The sequence below is a fragment of the Pantoea sp. JKS000250 genome, assembly GCF_003201065.1.
In the GTDB taxonomy this organism is placed as follows: domain Bacteria; phylum Pseudomonadota; class Gammaproteobacteria; order Enterobacterales; family Enterobacteriaceae; genus Pantoea; species Pantoea vagans.
In genome coordinates this window covers 762,610-786,220 of record NZ_QICZ01000001.1, presented here as the reverse complement: position 1 = coordinate 786,220, position 23,611 = coordinate 762,610, and the positions used below count along the sequence as shown (strand labels likewise).

At 57.6% G+C, this 23,611-nt stretch carries 19 protein-coding genes and 1 tRNA gene; 19 read left to right on the top strand and 1 reads right to left on the bottom strand.

Going from position 1 to position 23,611, the window contains the following annotated elements; translation table 11 throughout:
• Positions 1-243 precede the first annotated feature (243 nt).
• The 3 genes from BY447_RS03965 to BY447_RS03955 all read left to right on the top strand — a co-directional run bounded on the left by BY447_RS03965 (position 244) and on the right by BY447_RS03955 (position 2,278).
• Positions 244-1,332, top strand: coding sequence for a YncE family protein (locus BY447_RS03965; protein WP_107320194.1), 1,089 nt, complete (start codon positions 244-246; stop codon positions 1,330-1,332).
• Positions 1,333-1,617: 285 nt separating this feature from the next.
• Positions 1,618-1,932, top strand: coding sequence for a type II toxin-antitoxin system RelE/ParE family toxin (locus BY447_RS03960; protein WP_110330573.1), 315 nt, complete (start codon positions 1,618-1,620; stop codon positions 1,930-1,932).
• A 43-nt stretch (positions 1,933-1,975) separates the two neighbouring features.
• On the top strand, positions 1,976-2,278 hold the full coding sequence (locus BY447_RS03955; protein ID WP_110330572.1) for a helix-turn-helix domain-containing protein: 303 nt from the start codon (positions 1,976-1,978) through the stop codon (positions 2,276-2,278).
• Between the two features lie 88 nt (positions 2,279-2,366).
• On the opposite strand, the gene BY447_RS03950 is transcribed toward BY447_RS03955, so the two are convergent.
• Positions 2,367-2,442, bottom strand: a tRNA-Asn gene (locus BY447_RS03950).
• A gap of 505 nt (positions 2,443-2,947) precedes the next feature.
• Between BY447_RS03950 and BY447_RS03945 the strand changes: the two genes are divergently transcribed.
• From BY447_RS03945 to BY447_RS03870, 16 genes are all read left to right on the top strand, one after another.
• Complete coding sequence (locus BY447_RS03945; protein ID WP_033783482.1) at positions 2,948-3,871, top strand: sugar ABC transporter substrate-binding protein; 924 nt, start codon at positions 2,948-2,950, stop codon at positions 3,869-3,871.
• A 32-nt stretch (positions 3,872-3,903) separates the two neighbouring features.
• Complete coding sequence (locus BY447_RS03940; RefSeq protein ID WP_110330571.1) at positions 3,904-5,388, top strand: sugar ABC transporter ATP-binding protein; 1,485 nt, start codon at positions 3,904-3,906, stop codon at positions 5,386-5,388.
• Between the two features lie 23 nt (positions 5,389-5,411).
• Positions 5,412-6,437 (top strand): ABC transporter permease, encoded by a 1,026-nt coding sequence (locus tag BY447_RS03935; RefSeq protein ID WP_179291192.1) that lies wholly within the window; start codon positions 5,412-5,414, stop codon positions 6,435-6,437.
• A 453-nt stretch (positions 6,438-6,890) separates the two neighbouring features.
• Entirely contained in the window at positions 6,891-7,808 is a 918-nt protein-coding gene (nac, locus tag BY447_RS03930; protein WP_033783480.1) for a nitrogen assimilation transcriptional regulator NAC, read from the top strand.
• Positions 7,809-8,685: 877 nt separating this feature from the next.
• The gene (cbl, locus tag BY447_RS03925) at positions 8,686-9,645 is read left to right on the top strand and encodes an HTH-type transcriptional regulator Cbl (protein WP_013358380.1); all 960 of its coding nucleotides are present in this window, start codon (positions 8,686-8,688) and stop codon (positions 9,643-9,645) included.
• 160 nt (positions 9,646-9,805) lie between these two features.
• Entirely contained in the window at positions 9,806-11,263 is a 1,458-nt protein-coding gene (locus tag BY447_RS03920; protein WP_110330570.1) for an NAD-dependent succinate-semialdehyde dehydrogenase, read from the top strand.
• Between the two features lie 447 nt (positions 11,264-11,710).
• The gene (locus BY447_RS03915; RefSeq protein WP_013358376.1) at positions 11,711-13,180 is read left to right on the top strand and encodes an aldehyde dehydrogenase family protein; all 1,470 of its coding nucleotides are present in this window, start codon (positions 11,711-11,713) and stop codon (positions 13,178-13,180) included.
• Positions 13,181-13,207: 27 nt separating this feature from the next.
• A complete protein-coding gene (locus BY447_RS03910) occupies positions 13,208-13,876 on the top strand; it encodes a haloacid dehalogenase type II (RefSeq protein ID WP_013358375.1) in 669 nt (222 codons plus the stop codon).
• A 10-nt stretch (positions 13,877-13,886) separates the two neighbouring features.
• The gene (locus tag BY447_RS03905; RefSeq protein WP_110330569.1) at positions 13,887-15,164 is read left to right on the top strand and encodes an NAD(P)/FAD-dependent oxidoreductase; all 1,278 of its coding nucleotides are present in this window, start codon (positions 13,887-13,889) and stop codon (positions 15,162-15,164) included.
• A gap of 81 nt (positions 15,165-15,245) precedes the next feature.
• A complete protein-coding gene (locus tag BY447_RS03900) occupies positions 15,246-16,853 on the top strand; it encodes an ABC transporter substrate-binding protein (protein WP_107319886.1) in 1,608 nt (535 codons plus the stop codon).
• Positions 16,854-16,894: 41 nt separating this feature from the next.
• Positions 16,895-17,851, top strand: a complete 957-nt coding sequence (locus BY447_RS03895) for an ABC transporter permease (protein ID WP_013358372.1) — start codon at positions 16,895-16,897, stop codon at positions 17,849-17,851.
• Positions 17,848-18,699, top strand: coding sequence for an ABC transporter permease (locus BY447_RS03890; RefSeq protein ID WP_013358371.1), 852 nt, complete (start codon positions 17,848-17,850; stop codon positions 18,697-18,699). The genes BY447_RS03895 and BY447_RS03890 overlap by 4 nt, the downstream gene beginning before the upstream one ends.
• Positions 18,696-20,360 carry an ABC transporter ATP-binding protein gene (locus BY447_RS03885; protein WP_110330568.1) on the top strand — a complete coding sequence of 555 codons (1,665 nt, stop codon included), beginning with the start codon at positions 18,696-18,698 and terminating at the stop codon, positions 20,358-20,360. The genes BY447_RS03890 and BY447_RS03885 overlap by 4 nt, the downstream gene beginning before the upstream one ends.
• A gap of 138 nt (positions 20,361-20,498) precedes the next feature.
• Complete coding sequence (locus tag BY447_RS03880; protein WP_110330567.1) at positions 20,499-21,830, top strand: NAD(P)/FAD-dependent oxidoreductase; 1,332 nt, start codon at positions 20,499-20,501, stop codon at positions 21,828-21,830.
• Positions 21,831-21,841: 11 nt separating this feature from the next.
• Positions 21,842-22,684: a GNAT family N-acetyltransferase gene (locus tag BY447_RS03875; protein ID WP_110330566.1), complete on the top strand. Its 843-nt coding sequence runs from the start codon at positions 21,842-21,844 to the stop codon at positions 22,682-22,684.
• Positions 22,684-23,610, top strand: coding sequence for a 2-hydroxyacid dehydrogenase (locus tag BY447_RS03870; protein ID WP_110330565.1), 927 nt, complete (start codon positions 22,684-22,686; stop codon positions 23,608-23,610). The genes BY447_RS03875 and BY447_RS03870 overlap by 1 nt, the downstream gene beginning before the upstream one ends.
• Position 23,611 lies beyond the last annotated feature (1 nt).

The window sequence follows — 23,611 nt, the reverse complement described above, 5'->3', positions numbered from 1 at the left end:
CAATTAAATAAGCGCGATAAAAGCCCTGTAATTGCTGACGTTTTCCTGTTTTTAGCACTGAAAAAGGGCGAATAGAACTCAAAAAAAAGCGGAAATTGAACGTTTATGCCGTGATAACGCACTGAAGGGCTAAAGGAATTTGAGCTGTTACTTGCTTAGTGATTGTTAATGAGTATGATTCTCATTCTTTATTCAGGCCGATCAGAATGGCCCGGCACCCTTTATTCCCTGATGGAGTTCTGCATGAAATCGTTAAGCCCGCGCAAAGCCGCTGTTGCCATGGCTGCCGCCGCTGCCATTAGCCTGACAGCGTGTCAGGCACCTGCTAAAAAAGTTGATGCGCCTGCTACAGAAGCCTCTAAACCAGTCGACAGCGCGGTAACGCAGCGCGCCCTGGGGGAGGGTCTGTATGAAATGGCTTATTCTCCTGCAGTAAAAGCGTTATTTGTTGCCAGTGCGCAGGCGTTTAAGGATGTAAATGGCGGCATCATCTATCGCCTCGATCCCGCTACGCTGACCACTCAGGGTGAAACGCATACCGACATGAAAAATTTCGGTACCGCTATCGATGAAGCGGGTGAGGTGTTCTACACCACCAACTCGCTGGATGGCGCAATCTCCAAAGTGGATGCGCAGAGTGGCAAAGTGCTGCAGCGTCTGGTCTTCCGGGGCAAAATCAGTAAAGAGGGCTATCCGGCAGGTGCACGTGAAGTTCTGTGGTACGGCAATGAACTGTATGTAGGCCGCGTAGCCGATCCGGGCTATATCTCCGTGGTGGATACCCGCACCTTTAAGCTTAAAACGGAAATTAAAAACGCCGGTAAATGGGTGACGGGTCTTATTTACTCACCGCTGACTGAGCGTATTTATGCGGCAAACGGCTCCGGTGAAATTCTGGTAATCAATCCACGCAGCCATAAAATCGAGAAACGCTGGACGGCAGGCGATGGCAAAGCGTATCTGTTCCTGAACATGGCGGAAGATCCGGCAACCGGTCGCTTATTTGTTACTGACGATTCTAAAGGCAAAGCCACGCTGATCTTTGATGAACGCACGGGTAAAGTGATCAAGCGCATTGAAGGTGATGCTTTAAGTATCAAGTTTAGCGCGAAGCGCAATGAGCTTTACATCACGCAGCGTGAGTCGAAGAAAGTGCTGCAACTGGATGCCACGTCTTACGCGGTGAAAAACAGTTGGTCCTTTGACAAAAATCCAAACAGCCTGTTAATTGGACCAGATAGCAATACGCTCTATGTCACCCTTAAAGCGGAATTTAACAAAGACTCCTCCACTAAAGGCACTGATGAGATTGCCCGTATCGTGTTGCCATAAACGTACGCCAGGCGTTTTCTCTTAGCGTTCAGCCGCTGACCTTCCTGAAGCCCGCTCTGGAAAGCCTGAGTGGGCTTTCGTCCTGACAGCAATGAGACCACCACACCCGCAGAAGATCAGATAGAGCTCGCCACTCTGTGCAAATCTTGTGCAGTCTTCACTCTCGTAGCTGAATACCTCTCTGGCATTTCATTAAAGATCGCTGCTGATCCTATTCCGCTACATCACACTCGGTTATCGCTTTACACCTATATAGCATCTGACCTATATTGATAAGGAGATCCCTTGTGGATGATTAAAACGACAGAGCGGTTTGATCGCTGGTTTACGTTGCTTAATGACAGCGATCGCGGCTGTATGCTGGCTGCATTACTGGTGTTGCGGAAAAAGGGGCCGGGATTAAGCCGACCCTATGCGGATACGATTAAAGGTTCCGCTTATAGCAACATGAAGGAGTTACGTATCCATAGCCGCGGCGACCCAGTAAGGGCTTTCTTTGCTTTTGACCCGAACCGCACGGCAATTGTGCTGTGTGCCGGTAATAAGGCGGGCAATGAAAAGCGATTTTATCGGGAGATGCTTCCGGTTGCCGATCGGTAATTCACACACTGGCTAAAAAGCTTTAACCATAAGGAGTAACGTGATGGGCAGAACGCTGGAACAGCTTATTGCGGATGAAAAACCGGACGTCGTTGCCGATGCTCAGGCCATGGCGACCGAAATCCTGCTCAACATTCACCTTGCCGAACTGCGTGAGAAAGTGCAGAAAACGCAGGTGGAAATGGCGCAGGCGCTGGGCATCACACAGCCGACCGTGGCGGGCATGGAAAAGCCGGGGCGTGACCTGAAGCTTTCCACGCTCAAACGCTACGTCGATGCGGCGGGGGGGAAACTGCGGCTGGTGGTGGAGCTGCCGGATGGTTCCCACTTCGGGTTCGTGGTGTAAGCCTCTGGCGTGAAAACCATGCCGCCGTGATTAAAAACATCAATGCAAAAAGCCCGCTCAGGTTTCCCTGAGCGGGCTTTTCTAATTCTGGCTCCTCTGACTGGACTCGAACCAGTGACATACGGATTAACAGTCCGCCGTTCTACCGACTGAACTACAGAGGAATCGCTTGAACGGGGCGAATATTAACGGCGCTGATCCCGCTTGTCAAAGCCCTGTTTACTGAATTGCGTTCAGATGCTCGTAAAAGCAGCGGATTGGCGGTTTTTACGCAAATCCGCTGGCTTTTCAAACTGCCAACAGGATCTCACTTTGCGGGCATTTCTCGGCAGATGTTAGAGGCATGTCAAAGTTTTGTTGTTTGCCGATGTTAAAACAACCGTTTCAGTGCTTTTATGATAAAAATTTCAAAAAGACATTATATGGAACAAATAAACTGCTTATCATCACGGTCGTGATTATCATCCGGAAATGAAACGGCATTTTTAAACTAACTGTTTGCAGATCAAGTGATTGTGAAAAGGAGTGGTCGATCACAAAAATAGCCATAACCTGAAGTCTTACCTCAAATTTCCTGAAACAGACGCCAGACAGGCTGGGTGAATGTAAAAGATATTTTTCATTCGCGGGTACAGCCGCTGAGCAAGTTAACAAATAAGAAGGGTCCCTATGAACATTAAAAAAACGATTGTCGCCTCACTGTTAGCCTGCATGTTACCTGCCGCGGTTATGGCAAAAGATATCTCAGTGGGCGTCTCGATGGCTCTGTTTGATGACAACTTCCTGACGATTCTGCGTACTTCAATGCAGAAGGAGATGCAGAAGGATGGTGTTAAAGGCCAGGTTGAGGATGCAAAGGGTGACGTTTCACAACAGCTTCAGCAGGTTCAGAACTTCATCGGCCAGGGTGTTGATGCCCTGATCGTTAACCCGGTCGACACCAACGCGGTGAAACCGATTATGGATCAGGCGAGCAAAGCGGGCATTCCGCTTGTCTTTGTTAACCGCCGTCCAGGGGCGGAACTCACCGGCAAAATGGCCTATGTGGGTTCCGATTCAGAACTGGCCGGGCGGTTACAGATGGAAGCGCTGGCTAAAGCAATGAACGGCAAAGGCAACGTCGCCATTCTGATGGGTGACCTGGCGAATGAATCAACCCGCGACCGTACCAAAGGTGTGGAAGAAGTGGCCGCTAAATATCCTGGCATCAAAATTGTTCAGAAGCAGACCGCCAAATTTACCCGTAACGACGCGGTGGATGTGGTCAGTAACTGGATGACGGCCGGTGATGAAATCAATGCTATCGCGTCGAACAACGATGAAATGGCAATCGGTGCGCTGCAGGCACTGGGTAAAAACCCGAACAAAATCCTGATTGCTGGCGTTGATGGTACTCCTGATGCGCTGCAGATGCTGAAGCAGGGCAAGATGGTCGCCACCGTATTCCAGGATGCGCAGGGCCAGGGTGAAGGCGCAGTTCAGACGGCGATAAAACTGGTGAAAGGCGAACAAGTCCAGAAAATTATCAACATCCCTTACCAGCTGATTACCAAAGAAAATATGGAACAGTTTACCCAGCGTAACCTGAAATAATCGTTCCCGACCCAGCTGTACGGAGGTGATGTATGAACGCGTTTGCGCTTGAAGCCGAAGGCATCAGCAAGTTCTTCCCCGGCGTCAAAGCCCTCGACAACGTATCGTTGCGGGTGCGTCCGGGAACGGTACATGCCTTGATGGGCGAAAATGGCGCGGGCAAATCCACTTTAATGAAGTGCCTTATCGGGATGTATCGTCCCGATAAGGGCACCATCAAAATTAAAGGGGAGCCGGTGCAGTTTCAGGACACCATGGACGCGTTGCGTTCCGGCATTTCAATGATCCACCAGGAACTCAACCTGGTGCCTTACATGACCGTCGCTGAGAATATCTGGCTGGGTCGTGAGCCGATAAAGTTTGGCTTTGTCGATCACGCCCGACTTAATCAGAAGACGCAGGAACTGCTCAACCGCCTGAATATCCGTCTGAAAGCCGATCGGATGGTGGGTGAACTGAGCATTGCGTCGCAGCAGATGGTTGAGATTGCCAAAGCGGTCTCCTGGGATTCAGACATCGTCATTATGGATGAGCCAACCTCCGCGCTGACGGAAACTGAAGTCGCGCATCTGTTTACCATCATTCGCGATCTGCGGGAGCAGGGTAAAGCCATCATCTACATCAGCCACAAGATGGATGAGATTTTCAACATCACCGATGAAGTCAGTATTTTCCGCGACGGCAGCTGGATCGCCAGCGATCAGACGGCGAAATATACCCGCCAGTCGCTGATTACACAGATGGTAGGACGCGAGCTGACGCAGTTGTTCCCGAAATTCAACAGTGCCATCGGGGAAGAGGTGCTGACGGTGCGTAATCTCACCTGCAAAGATCGTTTCACCGATGTCAGTTTCAGCGTGCGCCGGGGTGAAATCCTCGGCGTCGCCGGACTGGTGGGGGCCGGTCGCAGCGAGGTGATGGAGAGCCTGTTCGGCATGGAGAGTTTCGATAGCGGTGAGATCCTGATTGATGGCGTACCGGTGACGATCGACTCACCCTCAACCGCGATTGAAAAGGGCATGGCATTCCTGACCGAGGACCGTAAAAAGTCCGGCCTGTTTCTGGTGCTGTCGGTGATGGAGAACATGAGCATCGTCAACATGCCGGAGTACAGCGGCAAAAGCGGTTTTGTCAGTCATGTGAAGATGGCGCAGGACTGCATGGAGCAAATCCGTCGGCTCAACATCAAAACGCCGACCATGGATCAGATCATCAATAACCTCAGCGGCGGTAATCAGCAGAAGGTTCTGATTGCCCGCTGGCTGCTGGCACAACCGAAGATTCTGATTCTGGACGAACCGACGCGCGGTATAGACGTCGGTGCAAAAGCGGAGATTTACCGCTTAATCAGTGAACTCGCCAACCGTGGCGTGGCTATCATCATGGTCTCCTCTGAACTGCCGGAAATCCTTGGCATGAGCGACCGGGTGATGGTGATGCACGGCGGGCGTATAACCGGCATCCTCGATAAAGAAGAAGCCGATCAGGAAACCATTCTGTCGTTGGCATCCGAGTGAGGCGCGAGACCACTATGAGCAATATGAAAGCTACTGCTACCCCGGCAGCCCCGCAGCAACCCTCTTTTTTTGCCAGCCTGCGCCATAAACTGCCGAAAGATACCGGCATTTTTGTGGTGATGGTGGGGATTGCATTGATTTTTGAAATGTTTGGCTGGTACGTGCGTGACCAGTCTTTCCTGCTCAACACCAACCGTCTGATCCTGATTGTCCTGCAGGTGGCGATTATCGGGATTATCGCCGTTGGCGTGACCCAGGTCATTATCACCACCGGTATCGATCTCTCGTCCGGTTCCGTCATCGCCCTGGCGGCGGTGGTCGCCGCCAGTCTGGCGCAGACCTCTGACAGCCTGTCGCCGATGTATCCGTCGCTGGTTAATATGCCCGCGGTAATCCCTATCGCGGCCGGTATCGGTGTTGGTCTGCTGGCGGGTGCGGTCAATGGTGTACTGATTACCCGCACCGGCATTCCGCCCTTCATTGCCACGCTGGGCATGATGGTGTCGGCACGCGGTCTGGCGCAGTATTACACTCAGGGTAATCCCATCAGCTTCCTTTCCGATGGCTTTACCTCAATCGGTCAGGGTGCCATGCCGGTCGTGATTTTCCTGGTGGTGGCACTGCTGTTTCACATCGCCCTGAAACATACCCGCTACGGTAAATATGTTTACGCCATCGGCGGCAACATGACCTCGGCAAAAGTCTCCGGTATCAACGTTAATAAGTATCTGATCATCGTCTACACCATTGCCGGCGCGCTCTCTGGCCTGGCGGGTGTGGTACTGGCGGCGCGCGTCAGCAGCGGCCAGTCGAGTATGGGGATGTCCTACGAGCTGGATGCGATTGCCGCAGCCGTTATCGGCGGCAGCAGCCTGATGGGCGGTGTCGGCCGTATCACCGGCACATTAATCGGTGCCGTTATTCTTGGCCTGATTAAAAGCGGATTCACCTTCGTGGGTGTCGATGCCTATATTCAGGACATCATCAAAGGGGTGATCATCGTCGCTGCGGTCTCTATCGACATGCATCGTAACCGTAAAAAACGTTAATCAGCAGGCGTTGCCTTCTTCCGCAACGGGAGAGGGCAACGGTTGTTTTTTTGTCTTCAGGAAGCGTCAGCGATAAGAAATCCCGCTGATAGCGGTTACATTCTCAGTCTGTTGGTTAATGCTTTCCTGTAAGCCCGGCAAGCCTTCATCCGGTGCAATACGTTTCCACTGCACTAAAACTGTACAGCCCGTCATCACTTTTCTGCACGTCTGACTCGCAGCATCTGCACTGCCACAGTGCGCCCGCTCGACTCCTCTGTTGCTATTACGCATTCCTGATCCTTATTAACCCTTAAGAGGTAATCAGAAACGCTTATTTTCCGGGCCGTTAGGAAAAATCTGGCTGACGGGCGAGGCGCAGGATTTAAACCTGGCCTGCATCTTGCAAAATCTCTGTCATCAGAGCGATGGGCCAGACACCTTTCGCTATTCAGGGTAAGTGACGGAGGCAAGATGAATTTAAGACGACTGAAATACTTTGTGAAAATCGTCGATATCGGCAGTCTGACGCAGGCAGCGGAAGTGCTGCATATCGCGCAGCCTGCACTCAGTCAGCAGGTGGCAACGCTGGAGAATGAACTGGATCAGCAGCTCCTGATCCGCACCAAGCGCGGCGTCACGCCAACGGAAGCCGGAAAGATTCTCTATGGTCATGCGCGTACTATTCTGCGCCAGTGCGAGCAGGCCCAGACGGCGGTCATTAATGCCGGTCAGGTGCTGAGCGGCCAGGTATCAATTGGTCTGGCACCCGGCACAGCAGCCTCCTCGCTGACCATGCCGCTGCTGCAAACCGTTCGCGATCAGTTTCCTGAAGTACTGGTCTACCTGCATGAAAATAGCGGCAGCGTGCTGAATGAGAAAGTGATGAACGGTCAGCTGGATATGGCGGTACTGTACGATCGCGCTCCGACTGCCGGCATCAACAGCATGCCGCTGATGAAAGAAGATCTCTTCCTGGTCGGCGCTACCGACTACCCAGGTGCCAGCGTCGATCTGGCCGATGTGGCGCAGATGAGCCTGTTTTTACCACGCGACTACAGCGCAGTGCGCAAACGGGTTGATGAGGCATTTTCACTGCGTCGCCTGAGTGCGCGCATCATTGGTGAGATCGAATCGATTTCAACCCTGACCGCAGCCATTTCCAGCGGCATGGGTGTCACCGTATTACCTGAATCGGCCGCCCGTGCGCTGGTAGGTTCAACTGATGCCTGGATGTCCCGTATCAACAGCCCGTCACTGAGTTTGCCGCTGTCGCTGAACATCTCAGCCCGGTTGCCGCTGTCGCCTTCTGCACAGGCCGTGAAAAATATCCTGCTGTCGCTGCTGAATAAGCCGCTGAGTGAGGAGCGGGAGTTGATGTTAGTGGGGTAGAGAGCGCGCTTTGCAGCGGGCTAAGGTCAGGCTTTGCAGCGGTCTGAGTCTGAGCAGGTTACGCCCGCCAGGCGGTGGAGAGTTTCAGGTCCTCCGTGCAGGCGGACGCGTCAAGGGGCGTACGCCCGCCCCTTAACAATCCCGGCGTCCGGCTGCCTGCGCGCCCCACTTCGCGGGGTCCCTTCGTCACGCCCTGCGGCCCGCGGACCGTCCGGACGCGCCATCCCTGGCGCGAACCGTCCTTTCGCCGACGTCCTGTCGGCTCATCCTCGCCTCCGGTTGTTCCTCAGCGCTCCGGATGCCTCTCTCAAACCTCGCCTGCAAAATTTTTATGTTGTTTTGGTGCAGTGTTGTCTTCTGGCCAGAGACCCTTCCAAAAACAAAAAGCGATAAAGTACTCAACTTTGAAGAGAGGAGATAAAAGCGGGGGAGGGAGGCCGTCAGAGCCGCTGAGCGGATGAGGGATTTCAGGACGAGCGACAGGGATGTCGCGAAGAGGCGGGTTCGCGCCAGGGATGGCGCGTCCCGGCGGTCCCTGAGAAATCCGGAAGAGGCGAAGGGACCGCGAAGCGGCGGTGAAGCAGGCCGGAGCCCGGGGTCAAGGGGGCGCGGCGACTGGCGCCCCCTTGTTGGTCGCCTGCAGAGGCGTAACTGAAACTGCCCGGCTCACCAGGCGAACGAAACCTTCTCAGCGTCAGCCCGCTGCAAAGCGAACGAAACCTTCCCAGCCCCGTTCGCGCAGCGAACACCTCAGCGCATCCGCGTAACCTCCCCCTTTATTCCCTAAAGTCATAAAGCCAAATTTTTTAGTATTTCCTGTTATCAATAATAGTTCTTAACATCAGGGAATCAGATTATGTAAAGGGAGGTAAATGTCGTGAATTTCCAGCAGCTTAAAATCATCCGCGAGGCGGCCCGCTGTGAGTTTAACTTAACGGAAGTCGCTAACACGCTGTTTACCTCCCAGTCAGGTGTCAGTCGGCACATTCGTGACCTGGAAGATGAACTGGGTGTTGAGATCTTTATTCGTCGCGGTAAGCGCCTGCTGGGAATGACCGAACCGGGTAAAGCGCTGCTGACCATCGCCGAACGCATCCTCGATGAAGCAGGGAAGGTACGACGTCTGGCCGATGTCTTTACTAATGAAACCAGCGGCATTCTGACCATTGCAACGACCCATACTCAGGCGCGCTACAGTCTGCCGAAAATCATTAAAGCGTTTCGTCAGCTCTATCCCAACGTTCGTCTGGAACTCAACCAGGGATCGCCGCAGGAAATTGTCACCATGCTGCTGGCGGGTGAAGCGGACATCGGCATCGCCAGTGAAATGCTGGTCAATAACAGCAGCCTGGCGGCATTCCCCTGGTTCAGCTGGCATCATGCGTTGCTGGTGCCGAAAGATCATGAGCTGGTACAGAATCAACCGGTTTCACTGAGCACCCTCAGCCGTTATCCCCTCATTACTTACCGCCAGGGTATCACCGGTCGTTCGCGGGTTGACCGTGCCTTCCAGTCGGCGGGTTTAAAACCGGACATCGTGCTCAGCGCCCAGGACTCCGACGTGGTGAAAACCTACGTTAAACTTGGTCTGGGCGTCGGGATACTGGCCGATCAGGCGTGTGAAACGGAAGAGAGTGAAGAGCTGGTACGCATCGACGCCACGCATCTGTTTGATGCCAGCACCGTCTGGCTCGGCCTCAAGCGGGGACAGCTGCAGCGCAATTATGTCTGGCAGTTCCTGGAACTCTGTAACGCTAATCTGTCGCTGGAGGAGATCAAACGCCAGGCACTCTCCTACAGTAATGACGACGAACCGGTCATCGACTTCCAGATTTAAAGCGCGTGCGCATCCCGCCGGATGCGCACCCATTTCCGCACAGCATAAAATTTCAAATCCCTGCGAAAAACTCGTTTAGCGACCTTTCTGACCCCGCACAACAACATCCTGCGCTGACCCGGCGCGATAAAGTGGAATCAGCTGACCACAAGGGGATGTTATGTCGCGATTACAACTTAAAGACAGCGATCTGCTGCGCCAGCAGGCGTTATTTGCCGGACGCTGGCAGGATGCACATCAGGGTGCCACGCTGCCGGTTACCGATCCCGCCACGGGCGAAACGCTGGCGACCATACCGGCGCTGGGCCGTGCGGAAACAGAGCAGGCGATAGCCTGTGCGGAAACGGTTCGCATCAGCTGGGGAAAAACCACTAACGCCAGCCGTGCCGCGCTGCTGGAAAAATGGCATCAACTGATTATTGAACATGCTGACGACCTGGCGATCATCATGACCGCAGAGCAGGGCAAACCGCTGGCGGAAGCCAGAGGCGAAGTGCTCTACGGGGCCAGCTTTGTGAAATGGTTCGCGGAAGAGGCGCGCCGTGTCTATGGCGACACCATTCCCGCGCCCAGTGACGACCGGCGCATTCTGGTGCTGAAACAGCCGGTAGGCGTTGCCGCCGCCATCACTCCCTGGAACTTCCCGATTGCGATGATCACTCGTAAGGTGGCCCCCGCGCTGGCCGCCGGATGTCCGATTATCGTTAAACCTTCGGAGTTAACGCCGCTCTCCGCGCTGGCCCTCGCGGTGCTGGCAGAGCGCGCCGGTTTCCCGTCAGGCGTATTACAGGTGCTGACCGGCCTGCCCACGGAGATCGGTGCGGCACTGACTGGTAGCCGTACGGTGCGTAAAATTTCCTTCACCGGCTCGACCCGCATTGGGCAGTTATTAATGCAGCAAAGCGCTGACAGCATCAAACGTCTGAGCCTGGAGCTGGGCGGCAACGCGCCGCTGATCGTGTTTGATGATGCCGACATTGAGATTGCGGTCGCGGGCGTCATGCTCAGCAAGTTCCGCAACGCCGGGCAGACCTGCGTCTGCGCCAACAGAATTCTGGTGCAGCGTAACATCTATACGCGCTTCACCGCGCGACTGCTGGAGGCGGTCGCCACCCTGAAAGTGGGTGATGGCTTTGCGCCCGACAGCACCATGGGTCCGCTGATTACCCCCCGCGCGGTAGAAAAGGTGAATGGTCACATCGATGATGCGCTCAGCCAGGGTGCCACGCTACTGACCGGCGGCATCAGCCAGGGCAACGGTACTTTTGTTGAGCCCACGGTGCTCGGCGAGGTCACGTCCAGCATGCGCATTGCTCATGAGGAGACATTCGGTCCGGTCGCGCCGCTGTTTATCTTTGATGATGAGGATGAGGCCATCGCAATGGCGAATGACACGCCCTACGGACTGGGCGCCTACTTCTTTACCGAAAATATCCGGCGTGCCTGGCGGGTGGCGGAAGCATTGGAGTTTGGCATGGTCGGCTTTAATACCGGCGCGATTTCTCTTGAAGTTGCCCCCTTTGGAGGCGTGAAACTTTCCGGTATTGGCCGGGAAGGATCCCGCTACGGAATTGATGAATATCTGGAACAGAAAACTTTTCACATTGGCAGTCTGTAATTAAATATGACCAAAACGCCAGCCGGACGATCCGGCTGGCGTTTTTTTATGCCTGACGCACAGAATTATTTCCACGGCGTCAAATAATTCTCTTTAAAAAGTAAAGAATTTATCAGGGATGTGAGGCCGGTCGGTAAATCGGTGTGTCATGAGTGCAGAAGTGAGCAGCCTGAACCGGAATATCCGCTTTGGTGCAATTTCCGTGCAGGTTGCACCAGCAGGGCGCATAAATTTTGTGAAGTAAATCATCTGTTTAATTGTTCGGCAAATCCGCAAAAATTACCCCGGCAATACGGCAGAAAATTTTTTTGCGCTGTTTTAAACGCATTTTTATTTTTTGCCCGGCTGGCATACTTTCTGCATTAGCTTATTAACAGCGCAGAAATCGCCAGTTAAAAACGCTATTAAGCCAGCAACTGATGGGTGTTACAAATAAGGAATTCTTCCATGTTAAGTTTCGACCCTGAAAAAGTTTCTCTTCCGGCTGGCCATTATATTGGCGGCCAGCACTGCCAGAGTCAGGGCGCAGCCTTTGAGGTTAAACGTCCCTCTGATGGCAGGGGCTATGCCACGCTGCAGGACGCCACGCCGCAGGATGTTGATCGTGCCGTCACCGTGGCGCATCAGGCGCTGAAAACCAGCGGCTGGTCTGGCTGTCCGCCGCGTGAACGCGGTCGCGTGTTACGCCGCTGGGCTGACCTGATAGAGCAGGACGCGCTGCTGGCTCAGCTGGAAGCGCTGGGCTCAACCCGGCCCATCAGCGACGTGGTGCTGCACGAAATTCCGTTTACCGCCGAGGCGATTCGCTTTTACGCCGAATGCGCAGACAAATACAGCGGCGATCTCTTTCCCACCCGCGACAGCAGCCTCGGCATGCTGATTGCGGAACCCTATGGCGTCATCGCCGCGATTACCCCGTGGAATTTCCCGCTGTCGATGGCGTCGTGGAAATGCGGACCCGCGCTGGCAGCAGGCAATGCGGTGGTGCTGAAACCCTCTGAACTGACCCCGTTTTCGACGGTGCGCATGGCTGAACTGGCGATTCAGGCGGGCCTGCCAGCGGGCGTGCTGAACATTGTGCAGGGCAGTGGCGCGGTGACCGGCAGTGCGCTGGTGAAACATCCACTGGTGCGCAAAGTCTCGTTTACCGGCTCGACCCTGACCGGCGCGCGCATCATGAGCGATGCCGCGCAGCACGGCATGAAACCGGTGACGCTGGAGCTGGGCGGCAAAAGCCCGCAGCTGGTATTTGATGATGCGGGTGACCTTGAGGTGCTGGCTCAGCGCATTCTGCGCGGCTTCACTGCCAACGGCGGTCAGGCGTGCGTGGCGGGCACCCGTCTTATTGTGCAGCGCAACATTGCCGATCCGCTGGTTGAGCGGCTGGCCCAGCTTTGCCGGGAAGTGAAACCGGGCGTCACCTGGCAGGAGGGCAGCCGCTACGCGCCGCTGATCGATGAACGCCAGGGCAACAAAGTCTGCTCGGTCATTGAAGCCGCAAAAGCGCAGGGCGCAGAGGTGCTGGTGGGCGGAGAGCGCTTTGCCGACACGGACAACGGCTGGTTCTGGCAGCCGACGCTGCTGAGCCATGTGGCGCAGGATAACCCGGCGGTTCAGCAGGAGATTTTTGGTCCGGTGCTGACGGTACAGACGTTTGATGATGAAGAGCAGGGACTGGCGATGGCCGCCCACGACACCTACGGCCTCTGCGCCGGTGTCCACACCCTGAGCCTGCCGCGCGCGCTGCGGGCGATGCGGGCGATTGACGCAGGCACCGTCTGGATTAACCGCTATGGCCGCTCCGGCGACTTCATCATTCCTACCGGCGGTTTTCTCGGCTCCGGCATTGGCAAAGATTTAGGGCGTCAGGCGTTTCAGGCCTGCCAGCGCCAGAAGAGCGTACTCATCGATTTCTAAGCGCAACTGACAAGACGAGGGTGTTACATGGCACTGTTTAAACCGAAATTCATCACGTTTGACTGTTACGGCACGCTGATTCGCTTCGATATGGCCGGTGCGGCAGAACGCTGTTTCAGCGACCGCGTCGACCCTGAGGCCATGCACGCCTTCACCGCTGATTTTGCCAGTTACCGGCTGGATGAGGTGCTCGGCGCATGGAAACCTTATTACGACGTGGTTAGCAATGCCATCCAGCGCACCTGCAAAAAGTGGGGCGTTGAATGGGATAAAGCCGACAGCGACTTCATTTACACCGATTGCGCCAGCTGGGGTCCGCATCCCGACGTGCCGGCCGGGCTGGCGAAAGTCGCAAAAGAGTTTCCGCTGGTGCTGCTGACTAACTCCATGAAAGACCTGATCCCGCACCATATACCGCGTCTGGGCGCACCGATCCACATGACCATCACGGCGGAAGAAGCGGGTGCCTACAAACCGCAGATGAAGGGCTTCGAGTACATGCTGGATAAGCTTGACTGCGGCCCGGAAGAGATCCTGCACGTCTCCTCCAGCTTCCGCTATGACCTGATGACCGCCTACGATCTCGGCATCAAAAACAAAGTCTGGGTCAATCGCGGTCATGAACCGGCGAACCCGTACTACCAGTACACCGAAATCAAAGATATCGGCGGCCTGCCTGGCGTCGTCGGACTCTGAGGAACCCCCCATGAAACTGGAATCGTTCTGGCAGGCTACGGCTCCGGCCTTTGCCGGTGCTGCCCGCGAACCGTTGCCCGCCCAGGCGGAGGTGGTGGTAATTGGCGGCGGCTTCACCGGTGTCTCGGCAGCCCTTAACCTGGCGCGCAGCGGCATCAGCGTGGTGCTGCTGGAGAGTGGCGACGTCATGAGCCAGGCATCGGCGCGCAACGGCGGTCACTGCAATACCGGTGTGGCGCAGAACTTCGCCTCGCTGGTAGCGAGTCAGGGTCTGGAACAGGCCAGCCGCTTCTACCGGGCATTTGATGACGCCGTGAGCTACGTCCAGCAACTGATTCAGGATGAAGCGATCGACTGCGACTTCCGGCTGTGCGGCAAACTCAAGCTCGCCAGCAAAGCCTCGCATGTCGCCGGGCTGCGGGAGGCGTATGAACTGATGCGCCGCACCGTGGACCCGGATATCGAACTGCTCGACAAAACGGCAGTGCGCGACGAGATCGCCAGCGACAAGTTCCACGGCGGCCTGCTGCAGAAGCGTGGCGGTCAGATGCACATGGGCAAATTTGGCATCGGGCTGGCTGAAGCCGCCGCGCGCAGCGGGGCGAAGATTTATCCGCATCATGCCGTGACGAAGTTAGAGCGACTGAAGGGCTATCAGCACCGGATTCACACTGCAAACGGCACCCTTCTGGCGGATAAGGTGCTGATGGCGACCGGCTGCTCCAACGTCGGCCCTTTTCCCTGGTTTCAGCGCCGCATCGTGCCGGTCGGCAGCTTTATCGTGGTGACCGAAGCACTCGACCCGGCGCTGCTGCGCCAGGTGCTGCCCAATAATCGGACCTACGTGACGTCGCTGAATATCGGCAACTACTTCCGCACCACTGCCGACAGCCGGCTGGTGTTTGGCGGCCGGGCGCGGTTTGCGGTCAGCAATCCGACCTCTGATTCGCGCAGCGGCGAGATCCTGCGCCACGCGATGACGCAGATGCTGCCGCAACTCGGCCAGGCAGCGCTGGATTACTGCTGGGGCGGCATGGTCGATATGACCGCCGACCGTCTGCCGCATGCGGGTGAACAGGATGGCCTCTTCTATTCGCTGGGCTACAGCGGCCACGGCACGCAGATGTCGGTGTGGATGGGACGGGTAATGGCCGATCTGCTGGCCGAAAAGCGCACTGAAAATCCCTGGCAGCGCGACGCATGGCCCGCGCTGCCCGGTTATCACGGCAAGCCATGGTTTTTACCGCTCGCAGGACTCTATTACAAAGCAAAGGATCGCCTTTCTTAACGTCCCGTCGGGTGCTGGCCGCCAGGTTGCCAGCACCGCCAGAACATGATCCCGGTTCGCCTGACTATTGAGGGTAGAGAGATGAGTAAATTTGATAATAACGACGCTGATGCGGTAAATCCGGCACTGACGCGCATGATCACCGAAGGCTCGCTGTCACGCCGCAGCCTGATGAAGATTCTTTCCGCCGGTGCGGTGATGAGCAGCGGGCTGGTGGGCTTCTCCGGGGCGGCACTGGCGGACGACAAGCCGGTCAAAGGCGGTAAACTGCGGGCGGCAATGTCGAATGCCTCCGCCACCGATACGCTCGATCCGGCGAAAAGTAATAACAGCGCGGACTACACCCGTCAGTTCATGTTCTACAGCGGCCTGACCGAACTGGACAAAAACCTGATGGCGCAACCGGCGCTGGCCGAATCAGTGGAATCCAGCGACGGCATCACCTGGCATATTAAACTGCGGAAGGGCGTCACCTTCCATGATGGCAAACCGCTGACCGCTAAAGATGTGATCTTCTCGCTCAGCCGACACAAAGATCCGGCCATCGCCTCAATCGCCTTTAAGCTGGCCGATCAGTTTAAAACCTTCAGCGCGGTCAATGATAATGAGGTGCAGCTGGAGCTGAACAACGCCAACTTTGACGTTCCTTACATGCTGGCGACGCCGCCGTTTTTGATTGTCAAAGACGGCACCACCGACTTCAGTAAAGGCATCGGCACCGGTCCGTTTGTCTGCAAAACCTTTATGCCAGGCACGCGCACCATTGGTACCAAAAATCCCAACTACTACAAGCCCGGTCTGCCGCATCTGGATGAGGTGGAGCTGATTGGCGTCACTGACAACGCGGCGCGTGTCAATGCCCTGATGTCGGGCGATCTGCAGATGGTCTCCACTCTGAGCGCCGCGGACTGCAAACGCATCAAAGCCAGCAGCGAGTTTGGCATACTGGAAAGCAAATCAGGCATGTACACCAACCTGATTATCCGCACCGATGTGAAGCCGGGTAACAACGAAGATTTCGTGCTGGCGATGAAATATCTGCAGCCGCGCGAAATGCTGGTGAAAACGGTACTGCAGGGTTACGGCGACGTCAGTAATGACACCCCGGTACCGCCGTGGCATCCGCTTTACAACGCCGATCTCAAACCGCGTCCGCTCGACATCGAAAAAGCGAAGTTCCACATTAAAAAAGCGGGCATGGCGGGCGCTACGGTAGAGATCATCACGACGCCCAACATTGAAGGGGCGAATGAAGGCGGGCAGATGATCCAGCAGCTGGCGCGCGGGGCGGGGCTGAACATAAAAGTGCGACGCGTGCCGTATGACGGTTACTGGTCTTCGCACTGGATGAAAGATCCGGTGGGATATGGCTCGATAAATCCGCGTCCGACGCTCGACATGCTCTTCTCACAGTTTTATCTCTCTACCGCACCGAATAACGAGTCGGGCTGGAAAAATCCGCAGTTTGATCAACTGGTGGTCGCCGCGCGCGGAGAACGCGATCAGGCAAAGCGCAAGCAGATGTATGGCGACATGCAGACGCTGATTTATGACCACTGCGGCACGATCATCCCGACCTTTATCAGCTCCACCGATGGCTACAACAAAAAGGTCAAAGGGGTCGAAGCCTGGCCGTCAGGCATGATGATGGGCTACCGCTTCCATGAGTTTGCCTGGCTGACCGCCTGATCTCAGCCTGTCCCATCAGGCTATTCATAAGGAGTTCGCCGATGAACCGATACATGCTGTTCCTGATTGCCCGGCGCATTGGCGCCGGCATCCTGACGTTGCTTATCGTCTCGGCGGTGGTGTTTTTCATCACCAGCCTGTTGCCGGGTGACGCGGCGCAGATGATCCTCGGCCAGAACGCCACGCCGGAAACGGTGGCGGCGTTACGGCAGCAGCTGGGTCTCGATCAGCCTCTACTGGTCCGCTATCTCCACTGGCTGACGGGTATGGTGCAGGGTGACTTTGGCATCTCGTTTGCCAGCCATCTGCCGGTCTCGCAGCTGGTGGCGCAGCGCATACCCGCCACCTTCGAACTGGCGGGCATCACCACGCTGATCTGCGTGCCGCTGGCGCTGATTATCGGCATTATCGCGGCGATGAACCGCGGTTCAAGGCTCGATCGGGCGCTGGTTATCGGCACCATGGCGACGGTGGCCGTGCCGGAGTTCCTGGTCGCGACCGTGGCGGTGCTGATTTTCGCCGTCAAACTGCACTGGGTGTCGGCGATGTCGTTCGGCAGTCCGGACAGCGACCTGCTGAGCTACCTCAAAGCCTATGCGCTGCCGGTGCTGACGCTCTGCTGCGTGCTGGTGGCGCAGATGGCCCGCATGACGCGGGCCGCCATTATCAACCAGCTCGACAGCCCCTACCTGGAGATGGCGCTGCTTAAAGGGGTGTCGCCGCTCCGCGCCGTGCTGCGTCACGCGCTGCCCAACGCGGTCGGACCCATCGCCAATGCGATCTCTCTCAGTCTCTCCTACCTGTTTGGCGGGGTGATCATCATCGAAACCATCTTCAGCTATCCCGGTCTGGCCAGCCAGCTGGTGGATGCGGTCAGCAACCGCGACCTGCCGGTGGTGCAGCTCTGCGTGATGCTGTTCGCCGCCTGCTACCTGGTTCTGCTGCTGGCGGCCGACATTCTGACTATCGCCTTTAACCCGAAATGGAGAAGCGCATGAATACACTCTTGTTGCCCTGGCGTTTCTTACAGTCGCTCTCCTGGTCGGGCCGGCTGGGTCTGATCATGTCGCTGTTCTGGCTGCTGATGGCGGTGTTTGGCACGCCACTGGCCCCGCACAGCATTGATGACATCGGCGGCGGCCCGCTGATGGGCGGCATGACGGCCGATAACCTGCTGGGGACCGACTACCTGGGGCGCGACATGCTGAGCCGTATCCTCTACGGCGCGAAGTTCTCCATCGGCCTGGCGCTGAGTGCGGCGCTGCTGGCCAGCCTGATCGGCACGCTGCTGGCCCTGCTGGCGGCGGTAACGGGACGCTGGCTGGAGGAGCTGCTGGGCCGCGTCAACGATGCCCTGCTGGTGCTGCCGGGCAAGGTACTGTCGCTGATGATTGTCGCGGTGTTTGGCTCCTCGCTGCCCATGCTGATCCTGACGGCGGTGTTCACCTACTGGCCGGGCGCATTCCGCATTGCTTTTGCCATGGCCAGCTCGCTGCGCAGCATGGACTACGTCCGGGCGTCACGGCTGCGGGGCGAAAGCCGCTGGTATATCGCCATTCACGATATCCTGCCTAACATGGTGCACCCGATGCTGACGGACTTTGGCCTGCGCTTTGTCTACATCGTGCTGCTGCTGAGCGGCCTGAGCTTCCTCGGCCTGGGGGTACAGCCGCCGTACGCCGACTGGGGCACGCTGGTACGTGAAAATATGCAGGGGCTGTTTGATGGCTCGCCCGCGGTACTGATGCCCGCACTGGCGATTGCCAGCCTGACCATTGGTGCCAACCTGTTTATTGACAGCCTGCAGGCGATGCGTCCGATGACGCTGGCGAAGGAGGGAGCATGAACGTGACACCACATACCGCTATGCCGGTGATTTCGGTAGATAAACTGCGCGTCACCGCGCAGACCGATCGCGGTGAAGAGCTCGACCTTGTGTCGGACATTCACTTCACGGTGCAGAAGGGCGAGGTGCTGGCGCTGATTGGCGAATCCGGCTCCGGAAAAACCACCATCGCCATGGCACTGATGGGCTATGCCCGCAACGGCTGCCGCATCGCTGAGGGCAATATTCACGTTGCCGGCACCGATGTGAACAGTCTGTCACCGGGCCAGCTGCGCGCGTTTCGCGGCAACAAGGTCGCCTATATCGCCCAGAGCGCCGCGGCGTCATTTAATCCGGGGATGAAGATCCTCGACCAGGTGATTGAGCCGGTGGTTATTCACGGCACGATGACCCGCAAAGACGCGAAAGCCAAAGCGATTGGCCTGTTCCGTGAGCTGGCGCTGCCCAATCCCGAGACCATTGGCGACCGGTTCCCGCACCAGGTATCGGGCGGTCAGTTACAGCGCCTGATGACGGCGATGGCGCTGATTGGCGATCCCGACGTCGTGATCCTGGATGAGCCCACGACCGCGCTGGATGTCACCACGCAGGTGGAAGTGTTGAAGGCGTTTCGCCGCGTGGTGGTGCAGCGCGGCGTCACCGCGATTTACGTCAGTCACGATCTGGCCGTGGTGGCACAGATGGCTGACCGGATTCTGGTGCTGCTGCGCGGTAAAATGGCGGAGTATGGCAGTACTGCGCACCTGATTGGCGCGCCGCAGGCGGAATACACGCGACTGCTGATGGAAGCGGCACGGCAGAAAGAGCGGCCCAGCAACTGGTGTCCGGCCGCCGCCGATATTCAGCCGCTGCTGGAAGTGCGCGATCTCAATGCCGGTTACGGCCCGCGTGACAGCGACGGCCAGCCGAAAATACGCATTCTTGAGGAGATTAACCTTAAGCTGTGGAAAGGGCAGGCGATTGGCATCATCGGCGAGTCAGGCTCCGGCAAAACGACGCTGGCTCATGCGATTGCCGGTCTCAACGCGCCAAGCCACGGGCATATCCTGTTTAACGGCCACTATATTGCCGGCGATATGCAGAAACGTCCTGACAATGAGCTGCGGCGCATTCAGTATGTATTCCAGATGGCAGATACCGCGCTGAATCCGGCCCATAGCGTTGAGCGCATCCTGTCGCGACCGCTGACGCTGTTTTATGGCCTGAGCGGGGCAGCCCGGCAGCAGCGACTTTATCAGCTGCTGGATCTGGTGCAACTGCCGCGCAGCGTGCTGTGGCGGCGTCCCTGGGCGCTCTCCGGCGGTCAGAAGCAGCGCGTCAATCTGGCGCGTGCGCTGGCAGCGGAGCCGGATCTGATTTTGTGCGATGAAGTGACCTCGGCGCTGGATACTGTGGTCGCCGCCGCCGTCCTCGACTTAATCAGCGAACTGCGCCGTGAGCTGGGGCTCTCGGTGATCTTCATCAGCCACGATATGCATGCGGTGCGCGCGGTGTGCGACGAAATTGTGGTGATGAAAAGCGGTCGCATCGTCACCCAGCTGGCACGCAATGACTACGACAAGCCGACCAGCGAGTTGTATTTCGAGCGGCTGAAACGCGCGGTGCCGGAGCTGCGGCAGGGCTGGCTGGATGAACATGAAGAGATTTTAAAAGCGGAGTGAGTGGCCGCTGAGCCTTACGGGCAACTGAATTTATCCGTCTGCGCAGTACTGATGTGCAAGGCAGGCGGCGTGGGTCAGCGTACAGCGGCGATGTCGCCGTGCGCCAGACCCGATACTGACAACAGAGGTCATCTTGTTATGCCCGCACCGATTCGTTATGTACAGGACAGTGCTGACTTTCCCGATTCCGCCGATGTGGTGGTGATTGGCGCCGGTATCGCCGGTGCCGCCGCCACCTGGGAGCTGGCGAAGCAGGGAGTGAAGGTGGTGCTGATTGAAAAAGGGCTGGTTGGCGCTGAGCAGTCGAGCCGCAACTGGGGCTGGTGCCGCCAGCAAAACCGCGATGAGCGTGAATTGCCGCTGATTATCTATGCGCTGCAACGCTGGGGTGAGCTAAGTGAAGAAACCGGTGAAGAGCTGGGTTTCCGCCGCAGCGGGCTGGTCTACGCCACCCAGGAAGAGTCGGATATCGCGGCCTGGGATAAGTGGAACCAGATGGCGAAAGGCTATGGCATGCGCAGTTCGATTCTCACCGCAGAGCAGGCTAAAGCAATGACGCCCGGCAGCACCACAAACTGGCTGGGCGGTCTCTCGTCGCCGACCGATGGTCACGCCGAGCCGCGCCTGGCCGCACCGGGGCTGGTGGCGGGCGCGCAGAAAAAGGGTGCACTGCTGTTTCAGCAGTGCGCAGTCCGCGGGCTGGATATTGCCGCCGGACGGGTCAGCGGCGTCTGGACCGAGCGCGGTTTGATCAAAACCAGCCGGGTTATCTGTGCCGCCGGGGCCTGGACCTCCATGTTCTGCCGTCGTCACGGCATCGACCTGCCGCTGGGCAACGTGATTGGCACTGCCTTCCGCACGCAGCCTATTGAGCAGGCGATCGCCATGCCGCTCTACACACCGGGCTTTGCCTGTCGCCCACAAATGGATGGCAGCTATACCGTCTCAGTCTCAGGCCGCGGACGTCTTGAGCCGGGCGCTCAGGGGCTGCGCTATGCCCGTCAGTTCTATCCGACCTTTAAAAGCCGCCGCAAGAATCTGACCCTGAATCTCGGCCTGTCACCGTTCTTCAATGGCCCTGAAGCGATGGGGGGCTGGTCATTCGACCGCGAGTCGCCGTTTGAGCGGATGCGCATTCTCGATCCGGCAGCGGATGCAAAAATCGTGGAAGAGGGCCTGGCGGCAATGCGGCGTGAATATCCGGCGCTGGCGAATCTCCGGCTGGCGCAGTCGTGGGGCGGCATGATTGACAGCACCCCGGACGCGATTCCGGTGATCTCAACCGTGGCGAAACTGCCGGGGCTGGTGCTCTCAGCGGGTTACAGCGCCCACGGCTTCGGTATCGGACCCGGTGCCGGACGACTGGCTGCCGACCTGGCGACCGACGCCACACCCATCGTTGATCCTCAGCCGTACCGCTACAGCCGTCTGGTTGACGGCAGCGGACTTGAAACGCCAGGCATGATGTAAGGAGAACGCGAATGAGCCTGACAATACGCGCAATGACGCCAGATGATATTGAAACGTGTTTCACCTTAACCCAGGTGCTGAAATGGCCCCATCGCCGTGAAGACTGGCAGCTGGCGCTGCAGCTGGGCGAGGGCACGGTAATAGAAGAGCAGGGCAAACTGATTGGCAGCGCAGTACTCTGGCGCTGGGGTGACCATGCCGCCACGGTGGGACTGGTGATTATCGATAACCAGCAGCAGGGACGCGGCCTGGGCAAGCAGCTGATGCTGGCGCAGCTGGAAAAAGTGCCCGACGTTAACGTGCGTCTGCACGCCACCGAAATGGGCAAAGGGCTGTATGAAAAGCTCGGCTTTGTCAGCTGTGGTGAGATCCGCCAGCACCAGACGCGTGCCGTGACCACGCTGCCAGAGGTGGTGATCCCCGCGGGGCTGAAACTGCGCCCGGCGACGGCTGGCGATCATGACACGCTGGTGACGCGGGATCAGCAGGCACACGGCATGCATCGCCCGGCGCTGATTGAGCATCTGCTGCGCGACTGCCAGACAGTGATTTTAGAGGATGCGCAGCAGCAGATTCAGGGTTTCGCCAGCCTGCGCCGCTTTGGTCACGGCTGGGCGATTGGCCCGGTGATAGCCGCGGATTTCCCGATGGCTCAGGCACTGGTCGCCTCACTGATGCAGTCGCTGCAGGGTGAATTTCTGCGCATCGACACCGACGCCGCGCTGCCGATGGCGGCCTGGCTTGAGAGTCTTGATATTCCTCAGGTCGATGCGCCCACCACCATGGTGCGCGGCACGCCCTGGACGCCGCAGAGTATGCAGGCATTTGGACTGATGACGCAGGCGATGGCCTGATGCATATCGTCTATAAATCGGAGCCGGAACGAGGCCGGATCTGGCAGCGCTGGCTGGCCGAGCATGCGCCTGACATTCAGCTGCATCTCTGGCCGGAGACCGGTGATCCGGAGCAGGTTGAAGCGCTGGTCGCCTGGCAGCCACCCGAAGACATTCCGGCGCTGTTTCCCCGGCTGAAACTGCTGTTCTCGGTGGGGGCGGGTGCCGACCAGTTTGACTTCAGCGCGCTGCCGCCAGACCTGCCTGTGATAAGAATGATCGAGCCGGGCCTGACGCAGGGCATGGTGGAATATGTCACCTTCGCGGTGCTCGGTCTGCATCGCGACATGCCGCGCTATTTCTATCAGCAACGGCAGCAGCAGTGGCAGCCTCATGCAGCCATACCTGCCGGGCAGCGTCGGGTCGGCGTGATGGGGCTGGGCGAACTGGGGCAGGCCGCGTTAGCGCAGCTGGTGGCGCTGGGCTTTGACTGCGCAGGCTGGAGCCGCACACCGCGCGAGTGCCCCGGCGTGCGCTGCTGGTACGGCAATGATCAACTCGCTGACTTCCTGGCACACAGCGAGATTCTGGTCTGCCTGCTTCCGCTGACCGACACCACCCAGGGTTTACTGAATCAGTCGCTGTTCAGCCAGCTACCGCACGGCGCGGCGCTGGTGCAGGCCGGGCGCGGCCCGCAGCTGAATGATGATGATCTGCTGATGGCACTGGAGAGCGGTCAGCTGCGTGCCGCCGTCGTTGACGTCACCGATCCGGAGCCGTTACCGCCGGGCCATCCCTTCTGGCACCATCCCGCCATCTGGCTGACGCCGCACATTGCCAGCCAGACGCAGAATGAGAGCGCCATTGCGGCCCTGCTGGAGAACCTGCGGCGCTACCAGCGTGGCGAGCCGCTGCACGGTGAGATTGACCGTTCGCGAGGATATTAAG